General features: G+C 62.3%; 21 protein-coding genes. All 21 read left to right on the forward strand.

The window, feature by feature from the left end; all coding sequences use genetic code 11:
- Positions 1 to 9 precede the first annotated feature (9 nt).
- The 21 genes from ACR0EF_RS02690 to ACR0EF_RS02790 all read left to right on the forward strand — a co-directional run bounded on the left by ACR0EF_RS02690 (position 10) and on the right by ACR0EF_RS02790 (position 16,093).
- Positions 10 to 426: an ASCH domain-containing protein gene (locus ACR0EF_RS02690; protein WP_170357337.1), complete on the forward strand. Its 417-nt coding sequence runs from the start codon at positions 10 to 12 to the stop codon at positions 424 to 426.
- Between the two features lie 5 nt (positions 427 to 431).
- Positions 432 to 2,363: an acetyl/propionyl/methylcrotonyl-CoA carboxylase subunit alpha gene (locus ACR0EF_RS02695; protein WP_170371493.1), complete on the forward strand. Its 1,932-nt coding sequence runs from the start codon at positions 432 to 434 to the stop codon at positions 2,361 to 2,363.
- A 57-nt stretch (positions 2,364 to 2,420) separates the two neighbouring features.
- Positions 2,421 to 3,275 (forward strand): hydroxymethylglutaryl-CoA lyase, encoded by an 855-nt coding sequence (locus tag ACR0EF_RS02700; RefSeq protein WP_170371491.1) that lies wholly within the window; start codon positions 2,421 to 2,423, stop codon positions 3,273 to 3,275.
- 9 nt (positions 3,276 to 3,284) lie between these two features.
- On the forward strand, positions 3,285 to 4,073 hold the full coding sequence (locus ACR0EF_RS02705; RefSeq protein WP_170371489.1) for a crotonase/enoyl-CoA hydratase family protein: 789 nt from the start codon (positions 3,285 to 3,287) through the stop codon (positions 4,071 to 4,073).
- A gap of 186 nt (positions 4,074 to 4,259) precedes the next feature.
- Positions 4,260 to 4,625 carry an NADH-quinone oxidoreductase subunit A gene (locus ACR0EF_RS02710; RefSeq protein ID WP_093964903.1) on the forward strand — a complete coding sequence of 122 codons (366 nt, stop codon included), beginning with the start codon at positions 4,260 to 4,262 and terminating at the stop codon, positions 4,623 to 4,625.
- Positions 4,616 to 5,149 carry a NuoB/complex I 20 kDa subunit family protein gene (locus ACR0EF_RS02715; protein ID WP_093964904.1) on the forward strand — a complete coding sequence of 178 codons (534 nt, stop codon included), beginning with the start codon at positions 4,616 to 4,618 and terminating at the stop codon, positions 5,147 to 5,149. The genes ACR0EF_RS02710 and ACR0EF_RS02715 overlap by 10 nt, the downstream gene beginning before the upstream one ends.
- Before the next feature lie 12 nt (positions 5,150 to 5,161).
- Positions 5,162 to 5,764 (forward strand): NADH-quinone oxidoreductase subunit C, encoded by a 603-nt coding sequence (locus ACR0EF_RS02720; protein ID WP_170341004.1) that lies wholly within the window; start codon positions 5,162 to 5,164, stop codon positions 5,762 to 5,764.
- Between the two features lie 2 nt (positions 5,765 to 5,766).
- On the forward strand, positions 5,767 to 5,940 hold the full coding sequence (locus tag ACR0EF_RS02725) for a hypothetical protein (RefSeq protein ID WP_010442775.1): 174 nt from the start codon (positions 5,767 to 5,769) through the stop codon (positions 5,938 to 5,940).
- Between the two features lie 7 nt (positions 5,941 to 5,947).
- The gene (locus ACR0EF_RS02730; protein ID WP_261391884.1) at positions 5,948 to 6,073 is read left to right on the forward strand and encodes a hypothetical protein; all 126 of its coding nucleotides are present in this window, start codon (positions 5,948 to 5,950) and stop codon (positions 6,071 to 6,073) included.
- Positions 6,073 to 7,296 (forward strand): NADH-quinone oxidoreductase subunit D, encoded by a 1,224-nt coding sequence (locus tag ACR0EF_RS02735; protein ID WP_170369307.1) that lies wholly within the window; start codon positions 6,073 to 6,075, stop codon positions 7,294 to 7,296. The genes ACR0EF_RS02730 and ACR0EF_RS02735 overlap by 1 nt, the downstream gene beginning before the upstream one ends.
- A complete protein-coding gene (locus ACR0EF_RS02740) occupies positions 7,296 to 8,444 on the forward strand; it encodes an NADH-quinone oxidoreductase subunit E (RefSeq protein WP_170371488.1) in 1,149 nt (382 codons plus the stop codon). The genes ACR0EF_RS02735 and ACR0EF_RS02740 overlap by 1 nt, the downstream gene beginning before the upstream one ends.
- 32 nt (positions 8,445 to 8,476) lie before the next feature.
- Positions 8,477 to 8,698, forward strand: a complete 222-nt coding sequence (locus ACR0EF_RS02745; protein ID WP_093964908.1) for a DUF5337 domain-containing protein — start codon at positions 8,477 to 8,479, stop codon at positions 8,696 to 8,698.
- Positions 8,699 to 8,710: 12 nt separating this feature from the next.
- A complete protein-coding gene (gene nuoF / locus ACR0EF_RS02750; RefSeq protein ID WP_093964909.1) occupies positions 8,711 to 10,009 on the forward strand; it encodes an NADH-quinone oxidoreductase subunit NuoF in 1,299 nt (432 codons plus the stop codon).
- A 5-nt stretch (positions 10,010 to 10,014) separates the two neighbouring features.
- Positions 10,015 to 10,431 carry an MAPEG family protein gene (locus ACR0EF_RS02755; RefSeq protein ID WP_170341009.1) on the forward strand — a complete coding sequence of 139 codons (417 nt, stop codon included), beginning with the start codon at positions 10,015 to 10,017 and terminating at the stop codon, positions 10,429 to 10,431.
- Positions 10,431 to 10,808 (forward strand): hypothetical protein, encoded by a 378-nt coding sequence (locus ACR0EF_RS02760; protein WP_170341011.1) that lies wholly within the window; start codon positions 10,431 to 10,433, stop codon positions 10,806 to 10,808. The genes ACR0EF_RS02755 and ACR0EF_RS02760 overlap by 1 nt, the downstream gene beginning before the upstream one ends.
- Positions 10,809 to 10,906: 98 nt before the next feature.
- Positions 10,907 to 11,311 carry a DUF5333 domain-containing protein gene (locus ACR0EF_RS02765; RefSeq protein WP_170357345.1) on the forward strand — a complete coding sequence of 135 codons (405 nt, stop codon included), beginning with the start codon at positions 10,907 to 10,909 and terminating at the stop codon, positions 11,309 to 11,311.
- Between the two features lie 3 nt (positions 11,312 to 11,314).
- Positions 11,315 to 13,300 carry an NADH-quinone oxidoreductase subunit NuoG gene (gene nuoG / locus ACR0EF_RS02770; protein WP_170371486.1) on the forward strand — a complete coding sequence of 662 codons (1,986 nt, stop codon included), beginning with the start codon at positions 11,315 to 11,317 and terminating at the stop codon, positions 13,298 to 13,300.
- 240 nt (positions 13,301 to 13,540) lie between these two features.
- Positions 13,541 to 14,578 (forward strand): NADH-quinone oxidoreductase subunit NuoH, encoded by a 1,038-nt coding sequence (nuoH, locus tag ACR0EF_RS02775; protein WP_170340401.1) that lies wholly within the window; start codon positions 13,541 to 13,543, stop codon positions 14,576 to 14,578.
- A gap of 2 nt (positions 14,579 to 14,580) precedes the next feature.
- Positions 14,581 to 15,075 carry an NADH-quinone oxidoreductase subunit NuoI gene (nuoI, locus tag ACR0EF_RS02780; RefSeq protein WP_170341017.1) on the forward strand — a complete coding sequence of 165 codons (495 nt, stop codon included), beginning with the start codon at positions 14,581 to 14,583 and terminating at the stop codon, positions 15,073 to 15,075.
- Positions 15,072 to 15,494 carry a carboxymuconolactone decarboxylase family protein gene (locus ACR0EF_RS02785; RefSeq protein WP_170341019.1) on the forward strand — a complete coding sequence of 141 codons (423 nt, stop codon included), beginning with the start codon at positions 15,072 to 15,074 and terminating at the stop codon, positions 15,492 to 15,494. The genes nuoI and ACR0EF_RS02785 overlap by 4 nt, the downstream gene beginning before the upstream one ends.
- Positions 15,491 to 16,093, forward strand: a complete 603-nt coding sequence (locus ACR0EF_RS02790; protein WP_170340404.1) for an NADH-quinone oxidoreductase subunit J — start codon at positions 15,491 to 15,493, stop codon at positions 16,091 to 16,093. The genes ACR0EF_RS02785 and ACR0EF_RS02790 overlap by 4 nt, the downstream gene beginning before the upstream one ends.
- Positions 16,094 to 16,097 lie beyond the last annotated feature (4 nt).

Genomic DNA, 16,097 nt, shown 5'->3' on the forward strand with positions numbered 1-16,097 from the left:
GGCGGTTTGATGCTGGAAAGCTTGAAAGAAAGATATCCGGGGGCCGAGACCTTTCAGTTCGGCGACAACCGCGCATTGTGCGACGAGTTGCTGGCTCTGGTCCGCTCGGGGCGCAAGACAGCGACATGTGGCGCGTTGCGTGACTTTGCGACGGGTGGCGAGGCGATGCCGCAGGCAGGCCGCCGCGACATCGCGTTGGACTGGGACGGACGGCCCGCGCTGGTCATCGAAACGGTCGATGTGACGGTTCGGCGCTATTGCGATGTGGACGAGGCATTTGCCCTGGCCGAGGGCGAAAACGACAGCCTGGAAGGCTGGCGCGAGGATCATCGCAGATATTTCGAAAGAAACGGCGGCTTCGACCCGAAGATGGAGTTGGTCTGCGAACGGTTTCGCCTTGTGGAAGATCTGGCAGGGAAAGGGTAACGGCCATGTTTGACAAGATCCTGATCGCCAACCGGGGCGAGATTGCTTGCCGGGTCATCGAAACGGCGCACAAGATGGGCGTGGCCTGCGTTGCCGTGTACTCGGATGCCGACGCGGCCGCCAAACATGTCCAGATGGCGGATGAGGCCGTGCATATCGGCGGGGCGGCTCCGGCCGACAGCTATCTGAAAGGCGACGTGATCATTCAGGCCGCGTTGGATACCGGCGCGCAGGCGATCCATCCGGGCTATGGGTTTCTGTCCGAGAACCCCGATTTCGTCGATGCGGTGCAGGCCGCGGGCCTGACCTTCATCGGCCCCTCGGCGGATGCGATCCGCAAGATGGGCCTGAAGGATGCGGCCAAGGCGCTGATGGAGCAGGCCGGCGTCCCGGTCGTGCCCGGTTATCACGGCGACAACCAGGACCCCGAGCATCTGGCCGGCGCGGCCGACACCATCGGCTACCCGGTTCTGATCAAGGCGGTGGCCGGCGGTGGCGGCAAAGGGATGCGGCTGGTCGAGAGGCCGGCGGATTTTGCGGCCGCCCTGGACAGCGCCCGGGGCGAGGCCAAGACCGCCTTTGGCAATGATGCCGTTCTGGTCGAGAAATTCGTGGCCAAGCCCCGCCATATCGAGGTTCAGGTCTTTGGTGACGGCACCCATGCCGTGCATCTGTTCGAACGCGACTGCTCGCTGCAGCGCCGCCACCAGAAGGTGATCGAGGAAGCGCCGGCCCCCGGAATGACGCCCGAGATGCGCGAAGCGATGGGCCAGGCGGGCGTGCGCGCGGCCGAGGCCATCGGCTACAAGGGCGCGGGCACCGTGGAGTTCATCGTCGATGCCTCGGACGGTCTGCGGCCCGACCGGTTCTGGTTCATGGAGATGAACACCCGCCTGCAGGTCGAGCACCCGGTGACCGAGGCCATAACCGGCATCGACCTGGTCGAATGGCAGTTGCGGGTTGCGGCCGGGGAAAGTCTGCCCAAGCGGCACGCAGAGCTGTCGATCAACGGCCACGCCTTCGAGGCCCGGCTCTATGCCGAGGACGTACCCAAAGGGTTCCTGCCCGCCACGGGCACCCTGACCCATCTGGAGTTTCCGCACGGCTGCCGCGCCGACAGCGGCGTGCGTGCGGGCGACACGATCAGCCCATGGTATGACCCGATGATCGCCAAGGTGATCGTGCACGGCCCGACCCGCGCGGTGGCGCTGGAACAACTGCACCGCGCGCTGCGCTGGACGCAGGTGGCAGGAACCGTCACCAACCTGTCTTTCCTGGGCGCACTGACCCGGCACGCCGGGTTTGCGGCGGGCGATGTCGATACCGGGTTGATCGGCCGCGATCTGGATGATCTCGTGCGCGAACCCGCCGTCACTCCGGCAATGACCGTTGCGGCGGCGATGGCCGCGACCGGACTGGACAAACCCGCCGAGGATACGGGGTTTACTCTCTGGGCCCCGCTGCACCGGGCGCTTCAGCTGAAGCGCGACGGCGAGGTTCTGGATATGGACGTCCAGGTCGCAGGGCCGGACCGGCAGGACTGGCAGGTCGACGGGACCAGCGTGATCGCCGAACGGGTCAACGGCCGCTGGATCATCGACGGCCAGCCGATGCCTCCGGTTGCGGTTGCGGGCCACGATGTCACCGTGTTCGACGCCTATGGCGTAAACTTCGAGATGCTGGACCCGCTGGACCGAGACGTCAGCGCCGCCGGCGACACCAACGTGGTCGAGGCGCCGATGCCCGGGCTGGTCAAGGCGGTGTTCGCCGCGCCGGGGCAGCCGGTGAAGGAAGGCGATCGGCTGGCCATTCTCGAGGCCATGAAGATGGAGCATTCGCTGCTGGCCGCCCGCGACGGTGTCGTGGCCGAGGTTCTGGCCGAGGCCGGATCGCAGGTCGAGGCCGGCGCGGCGCTGGTCCGGCTGGAAGACGACTGAAACCCTGAACGCCCGCCCTGGACGGGACGGGCCGGGACTGAACAGGAGGGCACCGCGATGGCGGAACGTGTCGAGATTTTCGAAGTGGGGCCGCGCGACGGGCTGCAGAATGAAAAGCGCGAAATCCCGGTTTCCGAGAAGATCGCGCTGGTCGACTGCCTTAGCCGGGCGGGGTTCAGCCGGATCGAGGTGGCCAGTTTCGTGTCGCCCAAATGGGTGCCGCAGATGGCCGGCAGCGCCGAGGTTCTGGCCGGGATCACCCGCGCCCCCGGCGTGCGCTATGCCGCGCTGACCCCGAACATGCGCGGCTATGAGGACGCGCTGGCTGCCGGGGCGGATGAAATCGCGGTGTTTGCCTCGGCCTCCGAGGGGTTTTCCAAGGCCAACATCAACGCGACCATCGCCGAATCCATCGAGCGGTTCGTCCCGATCCTCGAGGCGGCGCGCCATATCGACCTGCCGGTGCGCGGCTATGTTTCCTGCGTGACCGACTGCCCCTATGACGGGCCGACTCCGCCCGCCAAAGTGGCCGAGGTGGCCGACCTGCTGTTCTCGCACGGCTGTTACGAGATCTCGCTGGGCGACACGATCGGGCAGGGGACACCCGATAGCATCGCACAGATGCTGCTGGCGGTGCGTGAATACGTGCCCGCGACCCGCCTAGCCGGGCATTTCCACGACACCAACGGGCGCGCGATCGACAATATCGACGCATCTCTTGCGCTGGGCGTCCGGGTGTTCGACGCGGCCGTGGGCGGATTGGGCGGCTGCCCCTACGCGCCGGGCGCGGCCGGGAATGTGGCAACCGAAGCCGTGGCCGCGCATCTCGAGCGGCTGGGCTATGACACCGGACTGGACGCCGCCGTGCTGAACGAAGCGGCGGAAATGGCCCGCGCGATGCGGGCGGGATAAGAGGCTGACATGTTTGAAACCATCTCGATCTCCACCGATCTGCGCGGCGTTGCCAAGCTGACGCTGAACCGGCCGGAAAAACATAACGCGATGTCGGCGCAGATGATCGCCGAGCTGACCCAGGCCGCCGCGCAACTGGGGGAAACCAACGACGTGCGCGTCGTAGTTCTGACCGGCGCGGGCAAAAGCTTCTGCGCAGGGGGTGACCTGGGTTGGATGCAGGCCCAGATGGCCGCCGACCCCGAGACCCGCTTTGTCGAGGCGCGCAAGCTGGCCGAGATGCTGAACGCCCTGAACACCCTGTCAAAACCGTTGATCGGCGCGCTGCAGGGCAACGCCTTTGGCGGTGGCGTGGGCATGGCCGCGGTCTGCGACGTGGCAATCGGCGTGGACAGCCTGAAGATGGGTCTGACCGAAACCCGGCTGGGGTTGATCCCGGCCACCATCGGGCCCTATGTTGTCGCCCGCATGGGTGAGGCCCGCGCGCGGCGCGTGTTCATGTCGGCCCGTCTGTTCGACGCGGCCGAGGCGGTAGAACTCGGCCTGCTGGCGCGGGCCGTTCCGGCAGATGAGTTGGGTGCCGCGATCGAAGCCGAAGTGCGGCCTTATCTGTCCTGTGCGCCGGGCGCCGTGGCCTCGGCCAAGGCGCTGGTGCGGGACCTCGGGCCGCGCATCGACGACGCGGTGATCGACCACACGATCCGGGCGCTGGTCGACCGATGGGAAACGGACGAGGCGCATGAGGGAATCAGCGCTTTCTTCGACAAGCGAAAACCTTTATGGAATAGTAAGGTTTGACCGCCCGCGACCATTTGAAGCCAAGGGCTTGCGCCTAGGCAGCGCTGGGCGTTGGCAAGCCGAATATTCGGTGCCATGCGCGCTTCTGCTCGGTTGACCCTCTGACCCCGCGCGGATAGAGAATGTCCAGTCAACACGCCAATTGACGGCGCGTCTCGTTCGGGATGCGCAGGAAAGGAGCCACTCGTGGAAGAGCTGTTGCGGGAATATCTCCCGATCCTGGTGTTTCTGGCCGTCGCCGTGGGCCTTGGAATCGTCCTGATTCTGGCCGCCGTCGTTCTGGCTGTCCGCAATCCCGACCCCGAAAAGGTCAGCGCCTATGAGTGCGGGTTCAACGCGTTCGACGATGCGCGGATGAAGTTCGATGTCCGATTCTATCTGGTGTCGATCCTTTTTATCATCTTCGACCTCGAGATTGCGTTCCTGTTTCCCTGGGCCGTGGGCTTCAAGGACATCAGCGATGTCGGCTTCTGGTCGATGATGGTGTTCCTGGGCGTTCTGACCATCGGCTTTGCCTATGAATGGAAGAAGGGGGCCTTGGAATGGGAGTGATGACGGGTGCAAACACCGCGGGCGTCGACAAGGAAGTCGCCACCCAGGCCCTGAACGCCGAGCTGCAGGACAAAGGGTTCCTGCTGACCTCGTCCGAGGACATCATCAACTGGGCGCGCACCGGCTCGCTGCACTGGATGACCTTTGGTCTGGCCTGCTGCGCGGTCGAGATGATGCACACCTCGATGCCGCGCTACGACGCCGAACGCTTCGGCATAGCGCCGCGCGCATCCCCGCGCCAGTCGGACGTGATGATCGTGGCCGGTACGCTGACCAACAAGATGGCCCCGGCGCTGCGCAAGGTCTATGACCAGATGCCCGAGCCGCGCTATGTGATCTCTATGGGCTCCTGCGCCAATGGTGGTGGCTATTACCACTATTCCTATTCCGTCGTGCGTGGTTGCGACCGCATCGTTCCGGTGGACATCTACGTTCCCGGTTGCCCGCCGACCGCCGAGGCGCTGCTGTACGGTCTCCTGCAGCTGCAGCGCAAGATCCGCCGCACCGGCACCATCGTCCGCTGAGGAGGGACCGAGATGAGCGAAGCACTCAAGGAGCTCGGCACGCATATCGAGCTGAAGCGCACGGACTGCGTTCTGTCATGGACCGTAGCCCATGACGAACTGACGGTGGATGTTGCGCCCTCGAGCCTGGTGGAATTTGTCGAGTTTCTGAAAACGGATCAGAACTGCAAGTTTTCGACCTTGGTCGACATCACCGGAGTTGATTACCCCGAACGCGCCAAACGGTTCGACGTGGTTTACCACTTCCTTTCGATGTACCAGAACCAGCGTATCCGGATACGGATCTCGGTGCGCGAGGAAGACATGGTTCCGTCGATCGTCGATGTGCACCCCTCGGCCAACTGGTTCGAGCGTGAAGTGTTCGACATGTTCGGCATTCTGTTCTCGGGCCACCCGGACCTGCGACGCATCCTGACCGACTATGGGTTCCGCGGCTATCCGCTGCGCAAGGATTTCCCGACCACCGGGTATATCGAAGTCCGCTATGACGAAGCGCAGAAACGGGTCGTGTACGAACCGGTCTCGCTGGTTCAGGAGTATCGCCAGTTTGATTTCATGAGCCCGTGGGAAGGTGCGAACTATGTTCTGCCGGGGGATGAAAAACAGGAGACCTGACAATGGGTGGCATCTGGTGGCTGATCCTTTCTGCACTGACCATCATTCCGATGGTGAAGATTTTGCCGTTTTTTGGGATCAACAAATACTGGTGCCTTCTTTGCCTGGTCCCATTCGGCACGATCGCGTTGCTGTGGTGGGTCGGGTTGAAACTGCAGGAACTGGAGCGCCGCTGAGATGGTCATGCTGCTGGGGGAACTGATTGCGTTGGGTGCGCTGGGGGTTCTGCTGGCGGGGGCCGCGGCCAAGGCGCTTGAGGCGGAAAAGGTCCGGGTTCGGGCCGAAGCGAAAAAGAAACGAGGGCGTTGATGGACGGCTCAAGATACGATGACGGCAGCACGGACGCGCTGAGCGGAGAACAGAAGATCCGCAATTTCAACATCAACTTCGGCCCGCAGCACCCTGCGGCGCACGGAGTTTTGCGTCTTGTGCTTGAGCTGGACGGCGAGATCGTCGAGCGTTGCGACCCACATATCGGCCTGCTGCACCGCGGTACCGAAAAGCTGATGGAAAGCCGGACGTATCTGCAGAACCTGCCATATTTCGACCGGTTGGACTATGTGGCGCCGATGAACCAGGAACATGCCTGGTGCCTGGCCATCGAAAAGCTGACCGGCGTCGGAGTTCCGCGCCGGGCCTCGTTGATCCGGGTCCTGTATTCCGAGATTGGGCGCGTTTTGAACCATCTGCTCAACGTGACCACGCAGGCGATGGACGTGGGCGCGCTGACCCCGCCGCTGTGGGGCTTTGAAGAGCGCGAAAAGCTGATGGTGTTCTACGAGCGTGCCTGCGGTGCGCGCCTGCACGCGGCCTATTTCCGCCCCGGCGGTGTGCATCAGGACTTGCCGCCCGAGTTGCTGGATGACATCGAGACCTGGAGCCACGAGTTCCCCGCCGTTCTGGACGACATTGACGGGCTGCTGACCGAGAACCGCATCTTCAAACAGCGCAACTGCGACATCGGCGTGGTCACCGAGGAGGATATCCAGCAATACGGCTTCTCGGGCGTGATGGTGCGCGGATCGGGCTTGGCCTGGGACCTGCGTCGCGCGCAACCCTATGAATGCTACGACGAGTTTGAGTTCCAGATCCCCGTTGGCAAGAACGGGGACTGCTACGATCGTTACCTGGTGCGGATGGAAGAAATGCGCCAGTCGGTGTCGATCATCCGGCAGGCCATCGCCAAGCTGCGCGACTGCCCGGGCGACATTTTGGCCCGCGGCAAGATCACCCCGCCGAAACGCTCGGACATGAAGACCTCGATGGAGAGCCTGATCCATCACTTCAAACTTTACACCGAAGGCTTCCACGTCCCCGCAGGCGAAGTCTATGCCGCCGTCGAAGCGCCCAAAGGCGAGTTCGGCGTTTATCTGGTCGCCGACGGCACCAACAAGCCGTACCGCGCCAAGCTGCGTGCGCCCGGTTTCCTGCACCTACAAGCCATGGACCACGTCGCCAAGGGCCACCAACTGGCCGACGTCGCTGCCATCATTGGCACCATGGACGTCGTATTTGGAGAGATTGACCGCTAATGCTCCGCCGTCTTCATCCCGAACAACCCGAAAGCTTTGCCTTCACCGCCGCCAACCAGCAATGGGCCGAAGCGCAGATCACCAAATACCCCGAGGGCCGTCAGGCCAGCGCGGTCATCCCGCTGCTCTGGCGCGCGCAAGAGCAGGAGGGTTGGCTGAGCCGCCCGGCGATTGAAACCGTCGCTGACATGCTGGGCATGTCCTACATCCGGGTGCTTGAGGTTGCGTCCTTCTACTTCATGTTCCAGCTGCAACCGGTTGGTTCCATTGCGCATATTCAGGTTTGTGGCACGACGTCCTGCATGATCTGCGGGGCCGAGGATCTGATTGCTGTCTGCCGCGAAAAGATCGCGCCCAAGCCGCACCAGCTGTCGGCGGACGGCAAGCTGAGCTGGGAAGAGGTCGAGTGCCTGGGTTCCTGCACCAACGCGCCGATGGCACAGATCGGTAAAGACTATTACGAGGACCTGACCGCCGAGAGTTTTGGTCGGATCATTGATGAACTGGCCGCTGGCAAGGTTCCGGAGCCCGGGCCCCAGAATGGGCGCTATGCGGCCGAGCCTCTGGGCGGGGTGACCAGCCTGAAGGACTACGAGGGTGGCAAGGCAAAGCACAATGCCAGTGTACAACTGGCGACGGAACTGGGCGATACCGTCAAGCGCATCGACGGAAACGAGGTTCCGATACTAACGCCATGGTTGGGCAAGGATGGCAAGGCCGCCGGAGCGAAAGCCGCACCCAAGCCGCCGAAGGTGCCAGAGCAGGGCAAACCAGCCGCCCGTCAGGCCGCGCCCAAGAAATCCGCCAAGGCGGAGCCATCTTCGCCCGAGGGCGCCGCGGCCAAGCCAGAAGCGACTGAGGCTCAGCCCGAAACGCTGAGCGGTGCGCGCGACGGCAAGCCCGACGACCTCAAGCTGCTGAAAGGTGTGGGGCCGAAGCTCGAGCAGACGCTGAACGAGCTCGGGTTCTACCACTTCGATCAGATCGCAGCTTGGACGCCAGAACATGTCGCCTGGGTTGATGCCCGGCTGAAGTTCAAGGGCCGGATCGAACGCGACGGTTGGATCGAGCAGGCGGCCAAGCTGGCTGCTGGCGAGGAAACCGAATTTGCCAAACGTGCCAAGCAAGACGGCACCTACGAAGACTGAGAGACGGTGCCCGATACGGGCATCGGAGTGTGATGGACAAGGACAAGGAACAGGCCATCGCCCGCAAGGGCCGACATATCGGCGTGGTCATCGCGGTGACCATGCTGTTGTGGCTTGCCATGACCCTGTTCATCGGCCCGGCGCTGGAGCTGCCGGGACGCTTTGCGCTGCTGTTTGATTTCGCCGCGATCGCGGCGTTCATCTATGCGGGCGTCAACATATTTCAACTCTGGCGCATGCGTCAGGACAGCTGAAGGTAACACGCGATGCTGAAGGATCAGGACCGGATCTTTACCAACATCTACGGGATGCACGAGCGCACCTTGAAGGGCGCCCAGGCCCGGGGGCATTGGGACGGCACTGCTGGCCTGATGGAAAAGGGTCGTGACTGGATCATCCAGACGATGAAAGACTCAGGGTTGCGCGGGCGTGGCGGTGCGGGCTTCCCGACTGGCCTGAAATGGTCGTTCATGCCGAAGGAAAGCGATGGCCGCCCGTCCTATCTGGTGGTCAACGCCGACGAATCCGAACCGGGCACCTGCAAGGACCGCGAGATCATGCGCCACGATCCGCACACGCTGATCGAAGGCTGCCTGATTGCGTCTTTCGCGATGAATGCGCACACCTGCTACATCTACCTGCGCGGCGAGTACATTCGTGAGCGCGAGGCACTGCAGGCTGCAATTGACGAAGCCTATGACGCGGGCCTTCTGGGCAAGAATGCCGCTGGATCAGGATGGGATTTCGACCTGTTCCTGCATCACGGGGCAGGCGCCTACATCTGTGGTGAGGAAACCGCCCTGATCGAAAGCCTCGAAGGTAAGAAGGGCATGCCGCGCATGAAGCCGCCGTTCCCGGCGGGGGCGGGTTTGTATGGCTGCCCGACCACGGTGAACAACGTGGAATCCATCGCCGTCGTGCCCACGATCCTGCGCCGCGGTGCCGACTGGTTCGCCGGTTTCGGTCGCCAGAACAACGCGGGCACCAAGCTGTTTGCCGTCTCGGGTCACGTCAATACCCCCTGTGTGGTCGAAGAGGCGATGTCGATCAGCTTTGAAGAATTGATCGAGACCCATTGCGGTGGCATCCGCGGCGGGTGGGACAACCTGTTGGCCGTGATCCCCGGTGGATCGTCCGTGCCTTGCGTGCGCGGCGAGAACATGCGCGACGCGATCATGGATTTCGACTATCTGCGCAACGACCTGGGCTCGGGGCTTGGCACGGCGGCGGTGATCGTGATGGACAAGTCCACCGACATCATCAAGGCCATCTGGCGCCTGTCGAAATTCTACAAGCACGAAAGCTGCGGCCAGTGTACGCCCTGCCGCGAAGGCACGGGCTGGATGATGCGGGTGATGGATCGCCTGGTACGCGGCGAGGCCGAACTGGAAGAGATCGACATGCTGTTCGAGGTGACCAAGCAGGTCGAAGGCCATACGATCTGTGCGCTGGGTGACGCGGCCGCATGGCCGATCCAGGGCCTGATCCGCAACTTCCGCGAAGAAATCGAAGACCGCATCAAGGCTCAGAAATCGGGCCGTATGGGTGCGATGGCGGCGGAGTGACAACGATGGAAGCCTATGCAGAGTATTCCCACGCGATTGCGTCTTTGGTGATTTTCACACTGGTCGTTTTGTTCCTGTCGCCGTTTTCGGCACTGGCGAAACAGGGCAAGGGGCTGGCTCCTGGCGCGACCCCCGACCAGGACTACGCCGACAAGGCCTATCGCCTGAACCGTTCCTACCTGAACGGCACCGAGACTTTGCCCGCGTTTCTGGCCGTTACTGTGGCAGCCATTCTATTGGGCGCCAGCCCGTTCTGGGTGAACTGGCTGGCCGCGATTGCCTTGGTCGCGCGACTGGTGATGCTTGTCGTACACATTCAAGGCGTCGGCAAACCGCATAGCGGTATTCGTTCTGTCCTGTATGTGGTGGCGTGGGCCTGCATGTTCGTGATTGGGATCCTTGCATTGGTGGCTGCGTTCTGATGGCCGTCACACTTGTTGATATCACCGCGAACCTGCGTCGCCCGGCTGTCGGTGTCCTTGTTCTGCTGACGCTGCTTTCGGCCTGCGGGACAGCGCCAACAAGCGACCGGATCCTGTTTGACGGCAAGTCGTTTCGGGCCAAGGCAAAGCCGGTCGACAAGAAACGGTCGCCTGCGGATTTCACCGTGACGATCAAAGGCGTGTCGGCTTCGCTGGACGGCGCGCGCGAAGCTGGTCGGTACGAGGGCACCCGGTTCTGCATTCAGAATTTCGGTTCCTCCCGCATTGCGTGGAAGGTTGGTCCTGACACCGAACCGCAAAACCTGCGCGTCGAAAATGACAGCCTGACATTTGCCGGAGCCTGTCAACGACCATGAGCTTCGCTATTGCATATCCTGCGCTGATCGGACGGTCGTTATTGCATAACAGCCGTGTCGCGGAACGTCTTGGGGAACCCAAGACGAAAGGATATGTCATGAAACTTGTGAAACTTGCCGCATTTGCCTGCGCGATGGCGTTGCCCGTTTCGGCGGACGCCAAGCCGCCCTTGCGCGAAGTCAAGGAAATCGACAACGAGCTCTACTACATCGCCATCGCAAATGAGATCTCGGAATACTGCCCGTCGATCAGTGGGCGGCGTATGAAAGCAATCGGTGTGATGTGGAGCCTGCGGTCCAAGGCCAACAGCCTGGGTTATTCGGACGGCGAGATCCGGGCCTATGTCGAGTCGGATTCCGAAAAGGCGCGGATGCGAGCCAAAGGCGAAAAATACCTCGCGCAGAACGGCGTGAGCTACGGAAAAGCTGAAACATTCTGTGCCCTGGGGCGCAAGGAAATCGAACGAAACAGCGCCATTGGCGTGTATTTGAGGGCGAACTAGACCATGTCTGACCTCCGCAAGATCGTAATCGACGACAAGGAAATCGAAGTCGATGGCGCGATGACCCTGATCCAGGCCTGCGAACAGGCCGGGGTCGAGGTGCCACGGTTCTGCTATCATGAGCGCCTGTCGATTGCTGGTAACTGCCGCATGTGCCTGGTCGAGGTCGTGGGCGGGCCGCCCAAGCCCGCCGCCTCGTGCGCGATGCAGGTGCGCGATCTGCGCCCAGGGCCGGAAGGTCAACCGCCGGTGGTCAAGACCAACTCTCCCATGGTCAAGAAGGCCCGGGAAGGGGTCATGGAGTTTCTGCTGATCAACCACCCCTTGGATTGCCCGATCTGCGACCAGGGGGGGGAATGCGATCTGCAGGACCAGGCAATGGCCTACGGTATGTCGGCCAGCCGGTTCAAAGAAGCCAAGCGGGCCGTCGATGATCTGGATCTGGGTCCGCTGGTTGGTACGGCCATGACCCGCTGCATCAGCTGTACCCGCTGTGTGCGTTTCACGACCGAGATCGCGGGTATCGACCAGATGGGCCAGACGGGCCGGGGCGAGGATGCGGAAATTACCTCGTACCTGAACCAGACGCTGGATTCGAACCTGCAGGGCAACATCATTGACCTGTGCCCGGTGGGGGCGCTGACTTCCAAGCCTTATGCCTTTACCGCACGCCCGTGGGAACTGACAAAGACCGAAACCATCGACGTGATGGATGCGCTGGGATCGAACATTCGTGTCGATACCAAGGGCCGCGAAGTGATGCGCATTCTGCCGCGCAACCATGATGGCGTGAACGAAGAGTGGATCTCGGACAAGACGCGTTTCGTCTGGGACGGTTTGCGCCGTCAACGTCTGGACACGCCCTATATCCGTGAAAACGGTCGCCTGCGCGCCGCCAGCTGGCCCGAGGCTTTGGCCACCGCCGCAGCGGCGATGAAGGGCAAGAAGGTTGCCGGTCTGATCGGCGATCTGGTTCCTGTCGAAGCCGCCTTTGCGTTGAAGCAGATGATTGAGGGGCTGGGTGGCAAGGTCGAATGCCGAACCGACAATGCCCGCCTGCCTATCGGCAACCGTTCGGGCTATGTCGGCAATGTGACGATCGAGGAGATCGACACGGCGAAAGAGATCATCCTGATCGGCACCAACCCGCGGGACGAGGCCCCGGTGCTGAATGCGCGCATCCGCAAGGCGTGGCTGGCGGGCGCCGATGTCAAATTGATCGGCCCGACCGTTGATCTGACTTATGACTACGAGCATCTTGGCACCGACCGCGATGCGCTGGCCAAGGCCAAGGCAAGCAATGAAGCCGTTGTGATCGTCGGACAGGGCGCCGTGTCCGAGGCAGACGGTCTGGCTGTTTTGGCCGCCGCGCGCGCGCTGTCGGGTCGGATGCTTGTTCTGCACACTGCGGCCGCCCGCGTTGGTGCGATGGATGTGGGTGCCGCGACGGAGGGTGGCCTTGAGGCTGCAATCGACGGCGCCGAGGTGATCTTCAACCTGGGCGCGGACGAGGTCGATATCGATGCGGGCCCGTTTGTCATCTACCAAGGCAGCCACGGAGACCGCGGTGCACACCGCGCCGACGTCATCCTGCCTAGCGCGGCCTATACCGAGGAAAACGGTCTCTTCGTCAACACCGAGGGTCGCCCTCAATTGGCGATGCGCGCCGGATTTGCGCCGGGTGAAGCCAAGGAAAACTGGGCGATCCTGCGGGCGCTTTCGGCGGAGTTGGGCGAGAAACTTCCTTATGACACGTTGGCCCAGCTGCGGCAAAAGCTGATCGAAGCAGTGCCGCATCTGGCCGGGATCGACCAAGTGCCCGAGAACGAAGAACAGGCAATCGAGGCCGGACCTTTGGGGCAGGCCGATTTCCGGACCGTGATCAAGGATTTCTATCTGACCAACCCGATTGCACGAGCCTCGCAGTTGATGGCCGAGCTTTCGGCGCTGGCCAAGGTTCGCGGTGACCAAAAGATTGCCGCGGAATGAGGCTTGCGACGACCATAAACCGCAAAGCGGGCGGAAACCCGAGCTCGTTTTTCCGAGAGGAGATGCGAGGGGCGTGGTCGTGTGTTTTGCCGAATGAAATGAAGGAAAAAGGTGGCGTGCAGGCAGCGGATGCTGTTTACACCAACTCGCCAAACCAATCGCAGGCGACGCGAGTCTCCGACCGGCCGGTCGGGCCTCGCGATGGCAGCGGAAAACGGAATACCCACGGTGTGAGGACCAATGGCTGAATTCTTTGACACCCCAGGCGGAATAGCCCTGATCATATTGGCGCAGGTGCTGGCCGTCGTGGCCTTCGTGATGATCTCGCTGTTGTTTCTGGTCTATGGCGACCGCAAGATCTGGGCCGCGGTCCAGATGCGTCGCGGTCCCAACGTGGTTGGCGTTTACGGCCTGCTGCAATCGGTGGCGGACGCGCTGAAATACGTCGTCAAAGAGGTGGTGATCCCTGCCGGCGCGGACCGGACTGTGTTCATTCTGGCGCCGCTGACGTCCTTCGTCCTGGCCATGATCGCCTGGGCAGTCATTCCGTTCAATGACGGCTGGGTCCTGTCCGACATCAACGTGGCTATCCTCTATGTGTTCGCAGTGTCCTCGCTAGAGGTGTACGGCGTGATCATGGGCGGATGGGCATCGAACTCGAAATACCCGTTCCTGGGCTCGTTGCGCTCGGCCGCGCAGATGATTTCTTATGAGGTTTCGATCGGCCTGATCATCATCGGGGTGATCATTTCGACCGGGTCGATGAATTTTGGTGACATCGTGCGGGCGCAGGATGGCTCGTTCGGGTTCTTCAGCTGGTACTGGCTGCCGCATTTCCCGATGGTCTTCCTGTTCTTCATCTCGGCCCTGGCCGAGACCAACCGCCCGCCGTTCGACCTGCCCGAAGCGGAATCGGAACTGGTCGCCGGTTATCAAGTCGAATACTCGGCAACGCCCTTCCTGCTGTTCATGGCGGGCGAATACATCGCCATATTCCTGATGTGCGCGCTGACCACGCTGTTGTTCTTCGGTGGCTGGCTGTCGCCGATCCCCGGCCTGCCCGATGGTGTGCTGTGGATGGTCGCCAAGATGGCGTTCTTCTTCTTCCTCTTCGCGATGGTCAAGGCAATCACGCCCCGCTACCGCTATGACCAGCTGATGCGGCTGGGCTGGAAAGTGTTCCTGCCGTTCAGCCTGGTGTGGGTGGTGTTCGTGGCCTTTGCGGCGAAATTCGACTGGTTCTGGGGTGCATTCGCCCGTTGGAGCGTAGGAGGCTGACAATGGCAAATATCGACTATACCCGCGCGGCCAAATACTTCCTTCTGCAGGATTTCTGGGTCGGCATGAAGCTGGGGCTGAAGTACTTCTTCGCGCCCAAGGCAACCGTGAATTACCCGCACGAAAAGGGTCCGCTGTCGCCCCGGTTCCGCGGTGAACACGCCCTGCGCCGTTATCCAAACGGCGAGGAGCGCTGCATCGCCTGCAAATTGTGCGAGGCTGTGTGCCCCGCGCAGGCCATCACAATCGACGCCGAACCGCGCCAGGACGGCAGCCGCCGTACCACGCGATATGACATCGACATGACCAAGTGCATCTACTGCGGCTTCTGCCAAGAGGCCTGCCCGGTCGATGCCATCGTCGAAGGACCTAATTTCGAATTCGCCACGGAAACCCGCGAAGAGCTGTTCTATGACAAGCAGAAGCTGCTGGACAACGGTGAACGCTGGGAAGCCGAGATCGCCCGCAATCTGGAACTGGACGCGCCCTACCGATGAGCGATCCGACGAAAAACCCATTCGAGCAGATGCTCAGACAGGCGCATGACATGGCCAAGGCGTTCAACCCGGCGCTGGAGAGCTATTCGCCCGTCGACGCGATGCGCGGCTTCGAGGCGCTGTGGCCGACCATGCCCAAAGAGGTCATGGAGATGATGTTCGGCAACACCGTCAATCCGGGCGGACTGGATGCCAAGACCCGCCTGTTGCTGACGCTGGCCGGGCTGACCTGTCAGGGCGCACAGGCCGACACGGCCCTGCGCCAGACGGTACGCCATGCCATCGAGGCAGGGGCCAAGAAACAAGAGATCGTGGAAACGATCGGTCAGATGTCGGTCTTTGCCGGCATCCCGGCCATGACCCGGGCGCTGGAACTGGCGCAGGAGGCCATGGGCGAAAACGAGGAAGATGACCAATGAGCGTATTTGCCTTTTACCTCTTTGCCATCAGCGCCATCACCGGCGGGCTGTTCACCGTGATCAGCCGGCAGCCGGTGCATTCGGTGCTGTGGCTGATCCTGGCCTTCCTTTCGTCGGCGGGACTGTTCGTGCTGCTGGGGGCGGAATTCGTCGCCATGCTGCTGATCATCGTCTATGTCGGCGCGGTGGCGGTGCTGTTCCTGTTCGTGGTGATGATGCTGGACGTGGACTTTGCCGAGCTCAAGGCCGAGATGGCGCGCTACATGCCTTTGGCCCTGCTGATCGGTCTGGTCATCCTGATGCAGTTCGTCATGGCCTTTGGCGCTTGGGACAGTGCGCAAGGCGCGGCGGCCAACCTGGCCCAGCCGATCCCTGCCGACCGCCACAACACCGAGGCGCTGGGTGTCATCCTTTACGATCAATACTTCCTTCTGTTCCAACTGGCGGGTCTGATCCTGCTGGTGGCCATGATCGGCGCCATCGTGCTGACGCTGCGCCACCGCAAGGACATCAAGCGTCAGGACATCGTCGGCCAGATGATGCGTGACCCGGCCAAGGCGATGGAGCTGAAGGATGTGAAACCGGGGCAGGGACTTTGAGACG

Source organism: Ruegeria sp. CG8, from assembly GCF_056537165.1.